At 39.7% G+C, this 14,427-nt stretch carries 13 protein-coding genes; 2 read left to right on the top strand and 11 right to left on the bottom strand.

Translation table 11 applies throughout. From position 1 onward, the window contains the following. Positions 1-3 precede the first annotated feature (3 nt). From PaeCFBP13512_RS10040 to PaeCFBP13512_RS10030, 3 genes are read right to left on the bottom strand one after another with little or no spacing between them, the layout of a single operon-like run. Positions 4-369: a hypothetical protein gene (locus tag PaeCFBP13512_RS10040; RefSeq protein WP_137222816.1), complete on the bottom strand. Its 366-nt coding sequence runs from the start codon at positions 367-369 to the stop codon at positions 4-6. Positions 370-394: 25 nt separating this feature from the next. Next, a complete protein-coding gene (locus PaeCFBP13512_RS10035; RefSeq protein ID WP_137222814.1) occupies positions 395-1,282 on the bottom strand; it encodes an NAD-dependent epimerase/dehydratase family protein in 888 nt (295 codons plus the stop codon). Between the two features lie 12 nt (positions 1,283-1,294). Continuing rightward, positions 1,295-1,891, bottom strand: coding sequence for a hypothetical protein (locus PaeCFBP13512_RS10030; protein ID WP_137222812.1), 597 nt, complete (start codon positions 1,889-1,891; stop codon positions 1,295-1,297). A 204-nt stretch (positions 1,892-2,095) separates the two neighbouring features. On the opposite strand from PaeCFBP13512_RS10030, the gene metE reads away from it, so the two are divergent. Next, positions 2,096-4,396: a 5-methyltetrahydropteroyltriglutamate--homocysteine S-methyltransferase gene (gene metE, locus PaeCFBP13512_RS10025; RefSeq protein WP_137222811.1), complete on the top strand. Its 2,301-nt coding sequence runs from the start codon at positions 2,096-2,098 to the stop codon at positions 4,394-4,396. A 136-nt stretch (positions 4,397-4,532) separates the two neighbouring features. Here metE and PaeCFBP13512_RS10020 read toward each other — a convergent pair whose 3' ends face one another. From PaeCFBP13512_RS10020 to PaeCFBP13512_RS10010, 3 genes are all read right to left on the bottom strand, one after another. After that, entirely contained in the window at positions 4,533-4,838 is a 306-nt protein-coding gene (locus PaeCFBP13512_RS10020) for an NIPSNAP family protein (protein WP_137222809.1), read from the bottom strand. Positions 4,839-4,853: 15 nt separating this feature from the next. After that, on the bottom strand, positions 4,854-5,408 hold the full coding sequence (locus PaeCFBP13512_RS10015) for a nitroreductase family protein (protein ID WP_137222807.1): 555 nt from the start codon (positions 5,406-5,408) through the stop codon (positions 4,854-4,856). A 424-nt stretch (positions 5,409-5,832) separates the two neighbouring features. Next, positions 5,833-6,291, bottom strand: a complete 459-nt coding sequence (locus tag PaeCFBP13512_RS10010) for a DIP1984 family protein (protein ID WP_137222805.1) — start codon at positions 6,289-6,291, stop codon at positions 5,833-5,835. Between the two features lie 136 nt (positions 6,292-6,427). On the opposite strand from PaeCFBP13512_RS10010, the gene PaeCFBP13512_RS10005 reads away from it, so the two are divergent. Next, positions 6,428-6,913, top strand: coding sequence for a CYTH domain-containing protein (locus PaeCFBP13512_RS10005; protein WP_161594248.1), 486 nt, complete (start codon positions 6,428-6,430; stop codon positions 6,911-6,913). 116 nt (positions 6,914-7,029) lie between these two features. Here PaeCFBP13512_RS10005 and PaeCFBP13512_RS10000 read toward each other — a convergent pair whose 3' ends face one another. The 5 genes from PaeCFBP13512_RS10000 to PaeCFBP13512_RS09980 form a co-directional block, all read right to left on the bottom strand. Next, positions 7,030-7,434: a hypothetical protein gene (locus tag PaeCFBP13512_RS10000; protein WP_137222801.1), complete on the bottom strand. Its 405-nt coding sequence runs from the start codon at positions 7,432-7,434 to the stop codon at positions 7,030-7,032. Beyond that, positions 7,434-7,865: a ribosomal maturation YjgA family protein gene (locus PaeCFBP13512_RS09995; RefSeq protein WP_241669340.1), complete on the bottom strand. Its 432-nt coding sequence runs from the start codon at positions 7,863-7,865 to the stop codon at positions 7,434-7,436. The genes PaeCFBP13512_RS10000 and PaeCFBP13512_RS09995 overlap by 1 nt, the downstream gene beginning before the upstream one ends. A 166-nt stretch (positions 7,866-8,031) precedes the next feature. Next, complete coding sequence (locus tag PaeCFBP13512_RS09990; RefSeq protein WP_069325872.1) at positions 8,032-9,450, bottom strand: sugar porter family MFS transporter; 1,419 nt, start codon at positions 9,448-9,450, stop codon at positions 8,032-8,034. A gap of 408 nt (positions 9,451-9,858) precedes the next feature. After that, complete coding sequence (gene odhB, locus PaeCFBP13512_RS09985; RefSeq protein ID WP_137222797.1) at positions 9,859-11,154, bottom strand: 2-oxoglutarate dehydrogenase complex dihydrolipoyllysine-residue succinyltransferase; 1,296 nt, start codon at positions 11,152-11,154, stop codon at positions 9,859-9,861. Then, the gene (locus PaeCFBP13512_RS09980) at positions 11,151-14,051 is read right to left on the bottom strand and encodes a 2-oxoglutarate dehydrogenase E1 component (protein ID WP_069325870.1); all 2,901 of its coding nucleotides are present in this window, start codon (positions 14,049-14,051) and stop codon (positions 11,151-11,153) included. Before PaeCFBP13512_RS09980 ends, odhB begins: the two co-directional genes overlap by 4 nt. Positions 14,052-14,427 lie beyond the last annotated feature (376 nt).

The following is a 14,427-nucleotide window of genomic DNA, read 5'->3' as shown; positions in this document are numbered from 1 at the left end:
CGATTAACGCTGAGTCCGTATTTCACTAGCTGCAATATCCAAAATAGAATGTTCACCCCAGCTACTGATAAAAGAATAGATTGAAAGACTACTTAATAACTCTTCGCTCAATTCTCCTTGTTCTACTTGCGCCATCAAAACATCACGTATCTGTGCATCGGTACGTGACCAGGGAACCGTCCGCATACCGCCTATTTCTTGTCCGGCGGAGCGGCGATCCCATACTCCTGCTACTTGCTCTAAAGAAAATACAGTAGATTTCCCTTGATCGGTTCGGAAATATACTTTCACTTGATCGGGTAAAAGAATGACTTGTTCAATTACTCCATCTACTAAAGGAATATCACCTATAAAAATATCATTGACCATCGTCAAACTCCATTCTGTGATCGCTTTATCTATTTGTTTGTGTAACCATTTGCTTTATCAATGCAGGCATCCAGTCCGATAATACATAAAATTGAAATCCGTCTTGTTTCGCTTTGGACGTATCCATAATCCATGAATCAGGCACACCAAAAGGAGACTGTGCTTCATCATCTGTTTCGCTTTGAATAATCGCTTGTTGTTCGGTACCCTGCTCTATCCACTCTACCAATTCACGTAGACTGACTTCTCCGTCAGAACGGGCATTCACAGGTCCTGTCAATTCAGAAGAAATGCCTAACCAGAATAAAAATTCAGCGGCTTCTTGTTCATGAATAAAGTTCATCTGTGCTTCAAGATTCGAAATGCCAATCACTTTACCACTTAATACACGTTCGACATGAAAATCTAACCGCTTGGTATAATCATTAGGCCCTAACACAATTGGAAATCGTACCGCCGCTACTGGAAAATCAGCCTGTTGGAAAAAAACAGCTTCTGCTTGACGCTTTCCTTCTCCATAACTAAGCTCTGCTTCTGGATCTGCATCAATTGTATAATGATGTGTATCCACATCTGATTCGTGGCATATACCTGTGCCGAAATCATAGACGGATAAGCTAGAAGTCAAAATATAACGTTTGGTTTTGTTTTGGAAAATAGACACTGCTTCACGTGCTTGCTGTGGTGTAAAGCAAATATTATCGTAGACAACATCATATTGCTGATCACCGATCGCCTTTTCCAAAGCTACTGCATCTTCACGATCTACCACTAAGCGTTGCACTTGATCTCCAAATTCATCTTCCGTTTTGCCACGAGTCAGTAGTGTTACTTTGATCTGTTCTTTCAATAGCAATTCCACTAGATTTTTGCCGAAAAAGCGTGTGCCACCTAATACCAATACGTTAGTCATTAAGAATTCCTCCTATTTGATATCTAATAGTTTATGAGCTTTCCAGATGAATGTAGCCATTAAGATATACACAAGTAGACCAAAAATAACGTATATAACTCCTAGTAATCCTGCTAGTATAACCAAATTGCCTTCACTTGTAGAGGATACAAAAGCACTGATCGCTAATACAGCCAACGCTACAATCTGATTACATACATAAATGATCCAGCGCTGATAAGATACTTTTTTGAAATCTGGTAAGTTCTGTGCTTCTGCCAGTTCACCGATACCTTTACATACAGTATAAATAATAAACAAATCAGCAATAATCACGAGTAACGATACGATAGCCAGCCACCACGGTAAAGGTAATACATTGGCTTGACCGGGTAAAAAGATCTGAATAATCGCAAGTACTGCCGCACTGATAGCAGCTATTTTACCTTTGGCGAATTGTGGATTTACTTTTTCTAATTTCATAAATCCAATAAAATACAAAACGCTTACAATAACAGTAGGTACATAATCTAACCAGATTGCTGCTAATCCGAATCGGTTCAATCCTGTAATCAATATCCCTAGTATAGCTTGACCTAAAAACGCCCAAAATAAATACAAAATACTCATGATGATCTCCTTTCATCTTCCCTGCTTCAATTATGTATAGATATGTCTTCTCTTTCATCTTACCATCAAATGACTTTTTGACCAAAAAGGCTATCTAGCTATAGCGTGTGATCATGATAGGATATAGGCAAAACGTATAACCATATCCTACCAGAATGCGCTATGATGATTGTAACAAACAATCCACTTTCAGGGGGAATAATAATGCCAAAAGTACTGAGTAGCAATATCGGTTATCCACGTCTAGGGGAACAACGGGAATGGAAAAAAGCACTTGAAGCGTTCTGGAGTAACAAAATTTCTGAAGCTGACTTTTTACAAACGATGAAAGATTTGCGTCTTGCTCATCTGAGTAAACAAAGCAAAGCAGGTATAGATCTGATTCCTGTAGGCGACTTTTCCTATTATGATCAGGTTCTAGATACTGCGGTCACTTTCGGATTAGTTCCAGAGCGATTTGGCTATACAGGTGGTGAAGTATCACTACAACAATACTTTGATATTGCTCGTGGGACAGACAATGCTACAGCAGGTGAAATGACCAAATGGTTCAATACTAATTACCATTATATTGTCCCAGAACTGGGTGGAATCACACCACAATTAACAGAAAATCGTCCACTGCGACTATACTTAGAAGCCAAAACAGAACTAGGCATTGAGACCAAACCTGTAGTGATTGGCCCGTATACCTTCCTCAAACTGTCTAAAGGATATGAAGCTTCTGAATTCAAGCATTGGCTGGATCAGTTAGCTCCACTTTATATTGAAATATTGCAAGGATTGAATAAAGCGGGTGTACGCTGGGTTCAGATGGATGAGCCATCTCTTGCGCTAGAAGTATCTACAGAAGAATGGCAATGGGTGCAAGACATTTATGCTCAGTTCAATCAAGCGACTCCTGATGTGAACTTGCTAGTACAGACTTATTTTGAAGGTGTCGATGATTTTGGTAAATTGATTGATCTACCTGTACAAGGAATTGGCTTGGACTTTGTACATGGATTAGAGCAAAATCTGAACAACCTTGATGATTGGGGATTCCCTGAAGACAAAATTCTAGGCGTTGGTCTAGTCGATGGTCGCAATATCTGGCGTTCCAAATTAGAAGATAAAATTGAATTGATTCAAACCATTTCTCAAACTGTACCTGCCGATCGTTTACTGATTCAGCCGTCTTGCAGTCTACAACATGTACCGGTAACCACTAATAGCGAAACGTCTCTTGATCCGATTATCAAAGATGCTCTTGCTTTTGCAGATCAGAAATTAGAAGAATTGGCTTTGCTAACGAAAGCCGCTAATATCGGTGCAAGTGCGGTACAAGAAGCATTGGATCGCAGTCGTGAAGCCGTAGAACGTATTGCTCATTCGTCATGGCGTGCTCCACAAGAACAACATCTACAACAAGATGAAGGTTCCGCTACACGCAATGTTCCTTTTGCACAGCGTCAAGTGATACATGCAGAAAAATGGAAATTACCATTATTGCCTACAACGACAATCGGTAGCTTCCCACAAACGGTCGAAGTACGCCGTGCTCGTCAATTATGGCGTAAAGGAGAATTGTCGCCAGCAGACTATACTCGTTTTATTGAAGAGCAGATTCAAGATTGGATTTCGATTCAAGAAGAGTTGAAATTAGATGTATTGGTACATGGTGAATTTGAACGTACTGATATGGTCGAATTTTTCGGAGAACAATTAGATGGATTTACATTTACACGCTTTGGTTGGGTTCAATCGTATGGTTCACGTTGCGTGAAGCCACCGGTGATCTATGGTAATGTCCATTTTGTAAAACCAATGACCGTAACGGAAACAAAGTATGCTCAATCATTAACCGCTAAGCCTGTTAAAGGGATGTTAACAGGTCCAGTAACGATTCTGAACTGGTCATTTGTACGGGACGATATTCCTCGTAGTAAAGTGTCTTACCAGATCGCACGCGCTATTTCAGATGAGATTCTAGCACTTGAAGCGGCGGGTATTGAAATGATTCAGGTAGATGAGCCTGCTCTACGTGAAGGATTGCCTCTAAAACGTAGCAAATGGCAAGAATATCTGGATTGGGCAGTAGGTTCGTTCCGTCTATCTACAGCCGCTGTACAAGAAACAACACAAATTCATACTCACATGTGTTATTCCGAATTCCATGATATTATTGATGCGATCAAAGATATGGATGCCGATGTTATCTCTATTGAGACATCTCGTAGTCATGGTGAATTGATTTCTTCTTTTGAAGTTCATGGGTACGATAAAGGCATTGGTCTAGGTGTCTATGATATTCATAGTCCTCGTGTACCTGCCAAAGAAGAAATGGTACAGTTGATCGAACGCGCTCTACGTGTACTTGATCCGAAATTGTTCTGGATTAACCCGGACTGCGGATTAAAAACTCGTGCACATCCTGAGACTGTGGCTGCTTTGAAATTAATGGTTGAAGCCGCAGACGATATTCGTCAAAAGCTAGGTCAAGAAGTGAGCGCAGGTAAGCTTTAATTGCCAAAAGGATGCTAATTTTCAATACAATGTCTAATAAGCTGATAGATTAACAAATAAAAGCCTTTCATGATTAGAGCGGATTCCGACGAATGCTCTTGATCGTGAAAGGCTTTTTATTCAAATAGGAATAAGATTATTCGAAAACAGGACGCATAAAGCTACGCTCGTAACTGATAATACACTTGTTTTTATTAGCAAATTCAAATGCTTGCTGGCATTCTTCATCTACCGCCATCTCTTGACGATAACGTTCGTAATCCGCAAGACTTGGAAAAGAAAATAAAGCATAAGCGATATTATTCGCCCCTTCATGTGGAAGAAAGTATCCGTGATGGGTACCCCCTAATTTGTTAACTAGCGGTATCCACATCTTCGCATATTGCTCAAATTCTTTCACTTGGTAAGGATCGATCACATATTTGAGATAGCATGTAATCATCGTATTCCTCCTACGTTATTCACTAATCCAGACTGTTTTTTCAGCAAATGGAGTCCGCTTACTTTGTTGATCATTATTTTCCGGTACACCAATATAAATAAAGCCTAGCATTTTACCTTTTTCACTTAAATCAAAAGCTTTACCCATCAATTCGTGATAACAAGGTTCGCCACTTCTCCACACTGCGCCTAGTCCTAACTCGTGAATTTCAAGCAACATATTTTGAATGGCTGCAAAGACTGCACCATATTCTTCAAGTTCGATAATTTTAGGATTGTCCTCAGGTTCTACCGCTACAGCGATAATTAATGGTGCACGTTCTACCTTTTTGCGTGCAGAAGATAGACTTTCTTCAGTAACTTCACCATTACCTGCTACGCTAGCTAATGCTTCTGCTAACTTATTACGTCCATTACCTTCTAATACGAAAAATTTCCACGGTTCAGTTAAACGATGATTCGGTGCCCAGATCCCTGCTTCCAAAATACGCTCAATACTTTCACGTGGAATAGAGTCCTGCTTTACTTTACCAATCGAACGACGATTACGAATACTTTCTGAAATACTCATCTATAACTTCCTCCTCTATGATAATCATTCTCAGTCTCTTGTTTATTGTACACGAAGTGGGAAGAAATCTCTAATTTTAACTTTTCTGATCAATGGATAAAAGAATAATCAACTCAAAACATGACCCTGTATATCATAGAGTCATTTTTGAGTTGATTGTATTACCGCTCAATTATTATGTAAACAGATCTTACAAATCCCCGAACCCGCCCTCGTCTATATCTATAATCAGCATGTGGTAGTAACAATAATAGGTGAGTTGTACTCATGTAACAATACAAGGCTAATTTATCATTAAAGGACTCGAACCTTCAGAAATTGCCCCTCATTTCTACCCAACGGTCCAACTTAAACCAGTTGGCGGTTTGTATGCTCGCCTTATAGATAATAGATTACCAACTTGTAAGTGTGTACAGTATGATCTTTAATCAATCAAATCGGTTTTCCAATTCAGTTCTTGAATACGAGTATCCAGTTCACGATACGTTTTGGCCAGATGATCCATCTCTTCTTGCAAGGTTCCAATATTTACGGTCGCTAGAAAACGGACTTCTGACTTGGTATAACGATCTTGCTTGATACTGGCTGTATGCATCAGATCATTCAGTATATTGCGACGTAACCCAAGCGTATCTCGATCGGCTAATGCATCAGCTAATGTCGTGTCATTTTCAAAGATCACTTGTGCATTGGTACGATTAATTCGTTTGATCAGTACATTTAATTCGGTTAACAAATGACCCATTTCTTTTAGCAATTCATTGGGGCGCTCAGGTGGCTTTTCACCTTCTTGTACTTTAGCGCTTCGGCTCAGACGTACTTTCATCTGTTCTATTCTTTTCTGCACATCAGATCGTACTATTAATGCTTCTGCTAACTTCATTACTTTCACCTCCATTACATATTTCTTTCCTATTTCCGCAAATGTCCCTATCATTATAGGTATAACCAATCACTATGTAAATAAACCTTTTGCAATATGTTAAAATAGAGAAAATCGATTCTCAGGAGGATTTATGATGGGTAAAGAAATTGAAAAAAAATACGTATTACATACTTATCCTACAGATTTGGATATTGTAGAGACACAAGAAATTCATCAGACCTATTTGGCTACCAGTGAATCCGAGACGTTGCGAGTACGCAAATTAGTCATTAATGGTCAAGAGCAATTCACGATGACCCATAAAGCAGGCAAAGGACTAGTACGTGAAGAAACAGAATTTGATATTGGTGCTGGTATTTATGAACAGCTAATAGGTAAGTTAGAGGTAACACCTTTAATCAAAACACGTAAAAAAGTGAAGTGGAATGACTATCATTTTGATCTAGATATTTATCATAATACGGTACAAAAGGATCTTATAACCATCGAAATAGAATTTGCAGAAGAAGCAGATGTAGAACATTTCCAAAAGCCCGATTGGTTCGGTGAAGATGTGACGGGTGAAAGCCAATATGTGAATAGCGTACTATGGGAACATATTCAATCCGCGGCTAAGTAAAAGGTATATATTCCCCACCTTCTATCTAGTATTGTCATATAGCATAGAGTGATTCATGCTAAAAAAATAGCGTATCATCTTGGCGATTACTACCTTGAGATGTTACGCTATTTGGTTTACTGTGTTTCTTCTTTTAATAGTAAAGTTAGACGATTCCATTCTTGTTCAAACGCTTCTGGTTCTACAAATGGACATTCACCTGAAAAATACCAATCTGTCAGCAAAAAGATCAATTCATACATACCCTGATAATACAATTCTGGATAAGCATTGCGAGAGCGGAAATTGTCATGTGACGACCAATCTTTGACAAAATTCGTGAAGAACCAAAATCCACTTGCTATATGCCGTTCCAAAGGTGCTGTCGGTTCTAATTGCTGGATATACTTTACCATCAATTTGAATACTTTTACCAAATGTACATGATCCCAGTCGAGATCTACTCGTAAGTGCAATATAAAGCTTTCTTTCTCTCCTTCTAATTCATGTAAAAGTTGTTGGGTGATATCCTCTTTATTCATCATCTGACCCTCCTTAATTTCAACATCATATCATCAAGTCCTATAGCGAGCAGTATACCGAATGTATATCGAACCAGATCAATCCACAAAAATCCTTTGCCTAATACCAATCCGCCAAGCATAGTATGACGTATGTCGTTAATCCATATGGCTTGATATAGCTGACTACATTCAATTAGATAACAAAATAACAAACTTAATATTGCAGCAAATAACAGACTTCTATGTACCCATATGATACGTATTCCTATATAAATCATTATTGCCCATAGCACATCTCCTGCATGATCGGATAGAATATCAGGTAACGTAGACGCATATATTCGTGATGCTAATCCAAGTGCAATAGTTATTATAATAGCTACACTGTAATAAAATCGTACTCTTTTGCTCGCAGATGAAAGCTTATGCACAGGTTTAGAGGTAAACACTATCTATCCTCCTACTTGATAGTTATGTATTTTGTAAGTATACGTATGGTAATCATACCGAAAAAATAAAGTAAAAGCGACTTCATAAGGATTATCAGAACCTTAGAAGTCGCTTCAGTATTTATATAATGATCTATTCAATGATTTACTATTAATCTGCAATTTTTTACTTGGCTGGTGCAGGTTTCACTTTAGCTTTTTTAGGTTTTTTTTTACCATAATTGCGGAACTTCTCTTCCAATTCTTCTAATGTAAAGCCTTTGGTTTCTGGTAAATATTTTTGTACAAATGTAATCGCCAGTAAGCCTAAAGCTGCGAACAAATAGAATGTTGCAGATAGTCCAATACCTGCCATCAATATAGGGAATGTTAATCCAACTAAGAAGTTAACAATCCACAAACAGAATACGGTCACACCCATTCCGAACCCACGTAATTGTAACGGGAAAATCTCAGATAACATTAACCAGGTTACCGGAGAAATCGCTCCTTGTTGGAAAGCAAGGAAGGTAACAGTTAAGGATAAGATTACATAAGGCAATGCAGGTGAACCTTCCAATACTGCTGAGAAAATTGCAATCAGTAATAATACACATGTTGTACCGATCAGACCTGTTCTAAGCATAGGACGACGACCTACTTTACCTAGCAACCACATTCCCAAAAATGTTGCGGCTACCGAGATTACACCGTTCGCAATATTACTAATCAAAGCTGCTTTAGTTTCAAAACCTGAATCTTTAAGAATCTCAGTACCATAATAAATAATCGAATTAACACCCGTAATCTGCTGAACGACTGCGATACCTAATCCAATAAACATCAGACGGCGTATCCAAGGTACAGCAAGATCTTTAAAGCCTGCTTTTTCTGTACTTTCTTCTGCATCAAATGAAGCTTTGATTTCTTCTACTTCTATTTTTGCTTGTTCTTCTGTACGAATTTTGCGAAGCGCTTTTAATGCACGTTCATTTTTACCTTTTGCCACTAACCAACGTGGACTTTCAGGCACACGTAACATTCCAAAAAATAAGAAGATTGCTGGAATAGAAGCGATCGCTAACATATAGCGCCATACATGGGTATTATCACCCATCGTTATCCCTAGAATGGCATTAAAGATAAAGGCAAGCAATTGACCACTCACAATCATTAGTTCATTACGGGTAACAATACCGCCACGTTTGTTTGCGGGAGACATTTCTGCTAGATACGAAGGTACGGTTACCGAAGCACCACCTACAGCAAGTCCCAATAAGAAGCGACAAATGACCATAACGGTAACGTTAGGAGCAAGGGTTGAACCGACGGTAGCGACGAAAAACAAAACTGCTAGATAGATAATATTTTGCTTACGTCCCAAGTAATCAGAAAGCCGTCCGCCTGCGATAGCTCCGAATGCTGCACCAAACAGTAGAATACTAGCGACTAATCCTTCTGTAAACGAGTTCAGCCCGAGTGCCGCTGACATAAATGGTAAAGCCCCGTTGATTACCCCTGTATCATAACCAAATAGCAATCCACCCAATGTAGATATCAAAATAATTTTACGTAAAAATGCCTTTTGACTGGCTCCCTTTTCCATTATCATCTCTCCCTATTCATTCCTAAAACGTTATTGCCACTTATTCTGTCTATGTACTTACATATATTGAGTTCATCGATTGACACATTTTCTACTTAAGAAAGATGTAATTTCGATTGAATCAAACAATGACTGACGTACTTTAGTTTCAGAAAAAAAGCATCTATTTTCAGCCTGTAATCAATATACCCAAAAGCATACATATTGAATAACATTATCGAATGAAAAGAATGACATAGGATAGAGTTAGATTAATACGATATTACTTTTTCCATTTAAAATATTATGTAATCTCAATATATTCGCTAACACTTGATTCTAATAATCCGATCAATTCTTCATCCATAAACAAATAAAATATAAAAAAGGAACTTCCAACGATCTGGAAGTTCCTTTTTTGATAATAAATTAGCCTTCGATCAACAATGTTTCTGGATCTTCAAGCAATTCTTTGACTTTAACGAGGAAGCTTACTGCTTCGCTACCGTCAATAATACGGTGATCGTATGACAATGCGATATACATCATCGGACGATTTTCCATACGTTCTGCATCAATTGCTACCGGACGAAGCTGGATTTTGTGCATACCCAGAATCGCTACTTGCGGTGCATTCAAGATTGGCGTTGAAAGCAAGGAACCAAATACACCACCGTTGGTGATTGTAAATGTACCTCCTTGAAGCTCAGACAATCCTAATGTGTTTGAACGTGCTTTAGAAGCTAACGTTGCGATTTCTTTTTCGATTTGTGCAAAACCTAGACGGTCTGCATCACGAACAACAGGAACCACAAGACCTTCTTTAGCAGATACCGCAATACCGATATCATAGAATTTCTTCACAATAACATCATCGCCATCAATCTCAGCATTGACCATAGGGAACTTTTTAAGTGCCCCTACAACTGCTTTGGTGAAGAAAGACATAAATCCTAGACCTACATCATATTTCTCTTTAAACGCATCTTTACGGCGTTTACGAACATCCAAGATCGCTGTCATGTCTACTTCATTAAATGTTGTTAACATTGCAGCATTATGCTGAGCTTCAACTAGACGATTCGCAATCGTGCGACGACGACGTGACATCGGTTGACGATCTGCCGGTTTAGCTGGATTGTTCTCAACAGGTTTTTTAGCAGGTGCAGCTTCAGATTTCGCTGGTGCTGGTTTGTCACCATGTTTGCGTACATCGTCTGGATTGACTCTGCCGATCGGATCGTTGCTTTGTACCGATCCTAGATCAATACCACGCTCACGAGCTAACTTGCGAGCAGCCGGTGTACCGATAGCATCCCCATTATCTGGTTTGCTTGTTACAGCATTTGTCGATTTATCAGTTGCTTTTTCAGCAGCAGGCTCAGCACCTTTTGCTGGGTAGTTAATTGTAACGACATCATCTGATTTACTTTCAGGCTTGGATTCTGGAGCTGGTTTGGATTCAGATGCAGCAGGTTTGCTACTTCCACTTCCAGCACCGATCACACCTACAGATTCACCGACTTGTACTGTTTCACCTTCTTGCTTGGTGATAGACTCTACAACTCCATCTTCTTCGGCACTGATCTCCAAGTTGACTTTATCTGTCTCAAGCTCAAGCAGTACATCTCCTTGACTGACAGTGTCTCCTTCTTTCACAACCCATTTTGATACCGTTCCTTCGGTTATAGACTCGCCCATTTCGGGTACTTTAATTTCACTCACAGCCGACTACCTCCCAGGGATATGTTGTTCTGTAAAGAATTTTGTTTGAGTGCTAATCCTAGTATACGCTGTTGTTCGATGGCGTGAATATGTTGATAACCACTAGCCGGGCTAGAACGTTCTGGACGACCGATATAACTTACCGCTACACCTTCTTGTGCCAAATCGCGCAAGCGTGCATCGGTATATCTCCAGTATCCCATGTTTTGCGGTTCTTCTTGTAACCAGATAATTTCTTGCAAGTTCGTAAACTCTGCTAGAACAGCATTGATTTCTTCTTTAGGGAATGGATACAGTTGTTCTACACGAATCACATGTAACCAAGAGTAGTCTTCTTCTTTGTTTTTATCCAAAGCCTCTTCGAGATCGATCGCTACTTTACCCGTACAAAGGATCACACGTTGTACAGCATTCTTTTTGTCGCCCAGACCTTTTTGTTGCAAAATCGGTTGGAACGTTCCTTCACTAAATTCCGCAGGTGATGAAGCAACACGCGGATTACGAATTAGACTTTTCGGTGCCATCACGACTAATGGACGTACATTTTCTTCCTGAGTACTACGTGCCTGACGGCGAAGTAGATGGAAGTATTGTGACGCAGAAGTCAGGTTAGCTACAGTAAAGTTATCTTCGGCTGCCAATTGCAAGAAGCGTTCTGGACGAGCACTAGAATGCTCAGGTCCCATACCTTCATGACCATGTGGCAACAACATCACAAGACTGGATTTTTGTGTCCATTTACTACGTCCAGCTGAGATAAACTGGTCAATAATAACTTGCGCTGCATTAGTGAAATCGCCGTATTGTGCTTCCCAGATTACTAATGTTTCCGGTGCATACACATTGTATCCATATTCAAATCCAAGTACTGAAGCTTCAGACAATGGACTGTTATGAATAGCGAATGATGCTTTCGCTTCTGGCAAACGATGTAACGGACAGAAAGGTTCACCTGTCTGTGCATCATGCAATACCAGATTACGATGAGCAAATGTCGCACGTTCTACATCTTGTCCAGTAATCCGAATAGGCTTACCATCTGCTAAGATTGAAGCAAATGCCAGTGTTTCTGCATGTCCCCAATCAACTTTGCCTTCTGGACTAAGTGCAGTTGCACGACGTTCCAGAATACGCTGTAGTTTAGGATACACATTGAAGTTTTCTGGCCATTTCAGCAATCCCTCGTTGATCGTGTTGAGTAGATTAGCAGGAACTCCAGTAGAAGCTTCAGGTGTTTTGCTATCTGCTTCCAGACGATTTAGAGGTGCATTGGAATCTTCAGTATGATCTGTTTTCACTTCTTCGTAGATCGATTTTAGATGATCTTGGATTTCAGCTTTGAACTGCTCATAACGTTTTTCATCCACAACACCTTGCTTCGCCAATTTGTTACCATATAGTGAAGCTACACGAAGATGATTTTTCACTTTGCCATACATAATGGGTTGAGTCGTTTCAGGATCATCTGTTTCATTATGACCATAACGACGGTAGCCAATCAGATCAATCAAGAAATCTTTTTTAAATAAATTACGATATTCAGTCGCCATAGCTACAGCACGTAGACAAGCTTCTGGATCATCTGCGTTCACATGGATAATTGGAATCTCATATCCTTTAGCAAGGTCACTTGCATAATGAGTCGAACGTGAATCTCCACTGTCTGTTGTGAAGCCTAGACGGTTATTAACAATAATATGAATAGTACCGCCATTTTGATAACCTGTTAGCTGATTAAAGTTAAGCGTCTCTGCGACAATACCTTCACCTGCGAATGCGGCATCACCATGCATGATGATAGCTGCTGCTTTGTCAGGATCTTGGCGAGGATAACCTTTGTCTGTACGATCATCCTGTGCAGCACGAGTAAATCCTTCAACCACCGGGTTAACATATTCCAAGTGACTTGGATTGTTTGCCAGTGTCAGACGAGTTTCAAAGCTTTGTCCTTCTGGGGTAACAGAACGATGTGCACCTAAATGGTACTTCACATCACCTGTCCAGCCAAAAGTAACACCCATCGAGCCTTCAGAAGGCATTGTATCTTTATTTGGTGAATGATGGAACTCGGAGAAAATCTTGCTGTATGGCTTACCAAGAACATGAGCCAATACATTTAGACGACCACGATGCGCCATTCCCATTAAGACATGTCTTGCGCCACTACGTGCAGCAATACGTACGATTGAATCTAGCATCGGTACAAGGACATCATTACCTTCGATTGAGAAGCGCTTTTGTCCAATAAATGTACGATGCAAGAATTCTTCAAATTGTTCGACTTCCACTAGACGCTTGAACAATTCAATGCGTTCTTCGTCATCCAATGAAAGTGTAGACGATCCTGTTTCAACTTGACGGTTGAGCCAGTTACGCTCCTTTTCATCATGTACATGTGCAAATTCATAAGCCAGTGGACCTGTATACTTCTTACGCAACATCTGGATAGCTTCCCATCCGTCTTTTGCTTCAGGAGGTGCATTTTCCCAGATCAATGATGCTGGTAATTGTGCAAGGTCACGTTGTCCCAGTCCGTATTGCTCTGGATCAAGTAAACGAACATCAGTCGCTGTACTTAGTCCAAGCGGATCAATGTCCGCTGCCAGATGCCCGTATGTACGGATATTCCATACTAAACGTTCGGCTGCAACCGCTTTCTTAAGCAAATTAGTGTCTACTTTAGCTGGTGTTTCTGTACTACTACTTACCACTGTTTGACCAGATGATACGGTAACAGGAGCAACAGGCTCTCCATAACGTTCAAAAAGTTCACGGTATCCTTCATCTACAGAATTCGGATCTTGTTTGTACAGTTCATATTGTTCTTGTACATACCCCAAATTGGGTCCGTAATACGATTCCCACAGCCATGGTTGGTTTGATTCGTCGATTGTCATCGAGGATTCCCTCCGTCTTGAATTTTTTGTGAATATATTTGTGACGGAATTGCAACATATTTAATTATACCTCTATATGATTGATCACAAAATAGCCTAGAATTAGACTATGAACGAGTAAAACGTCTTTTTTTCAAGAAAACGTTTTCTCACGCTGCACATAAAGAGTTATTCAGGTTTTTTAGCCCTTTTACGGCTATTTTTAATCCAAATACAGGAAAACAGAGATTTTGAGAATAGACATATCGCATTTTGTATATATCATTCTGCACATTCTAGTTGAATACTGAGCAGTGCATGCCCCCTCATTCGTACTAAATTACTCTTTACTCTTCCCATTCTACAATACATAGGTATGAATTTCCAATTTAAATGC

The sequence above is a fragment of the Paenibacillus sp. CFBP13512 genome (assembly GCF_005233705.1).
GTDB lineage: Bacteria > Bacillota > Bacilli > Paenibacillales > Paenibacillaceae > Saccharibacillus > Saccharibacillus nuruki.
This window is presented reverse-complemented; position numbering and strand designations above follow the sequence as displayed.

What these genes read in the sequence shown, in the direction of transcription:
- PaeCFBP13512_RS10005 (WP_161594248.1), top strand. Translation starts at nt 6,428, where the DNA reads ATGGGTAAAGAAATTGAAAAAAAATACGTATTACATACTTATCCTACA.
- PaeCFBP13512_RS10035 (WP_137222814.1), bottom strand. Translation starts at nt 1,282, where the DNA reads ATGACTAACGTATTGGTATTAGGTGGCACACGCTTTTTCGGCAAAAAT.
- metE (WP_137222811.1), top strand. Translation starts at nt 2,096, where the DNA reads ATGCCAAAAGTACTGAGTAGCAATATCGGTTATCCACGTCTAGGGGAA.
- PaeCFBP13512_RS10000 (WP_137222801.1), bottom strand. Translation starts at nt 7,434, where the DNA reads ATGAATAAAGAGGATATCACCCAACAACTTTTACATGAATTAGAAGGA.
- PaeCFBP13512_RS10020 (WP_137222809.1), bottom strand. Translation starts at nt 4,838, where the DNA reads ATGATTACATGCTATCTCAAATATGTGATCGATCCTTACCAAGTGAAA.
- PaeCFBP13512_RS10030 (WP_137222812.1), bottom strand. Translation starts at nt 1,891, where the DNA reads ATGAGTATTTTGTATTTATTTTGGGCGTTTTTAGGTCAAGCTATACTA.
- PaeCFBP13512_RS09990 (WP_069325872.1), bottom strand. Translation starts at nt 9,450, where the DNA reads ATGGAAAAGGGAGCCAGTCAAAAGGCATTTTTACGTAAAATTATTTTG.
- PaeCFBP13512_RS09980 (WP_069325870.1), bottom strand. Translation starts at nt 14,051, where the DNA reads ATGACAATCGACGAATCAAACCAACCATGGCTGTGGGAATCGTATTAC.
- PaeCFBP13512_RS10010 (WP_137222805.1), bottom strand. Translation starts at nt 6,291, where the DNA reads ATGAAGTTAGCAGAAGCATTAATAGTACGATCTGATGTGCAGAAAAGA.
- PaeCFBP13512_RS10015 (WP_137222807.1), bottom strand. Translation starts at nt 5,408, where the DNA reads ATGAGTATTTCAGAAAGTATTCGTAATCGTCGTTCGATTGGTAAAGTA.
- PaeCFBP13512_RS10040 (WP_137222816.1), bottom strand. Translation starts at nt 369, where the DNA reads ATGGTCAATGATATTTTTATAGGTGATATTCCTTTAGTAGATGGAGTA.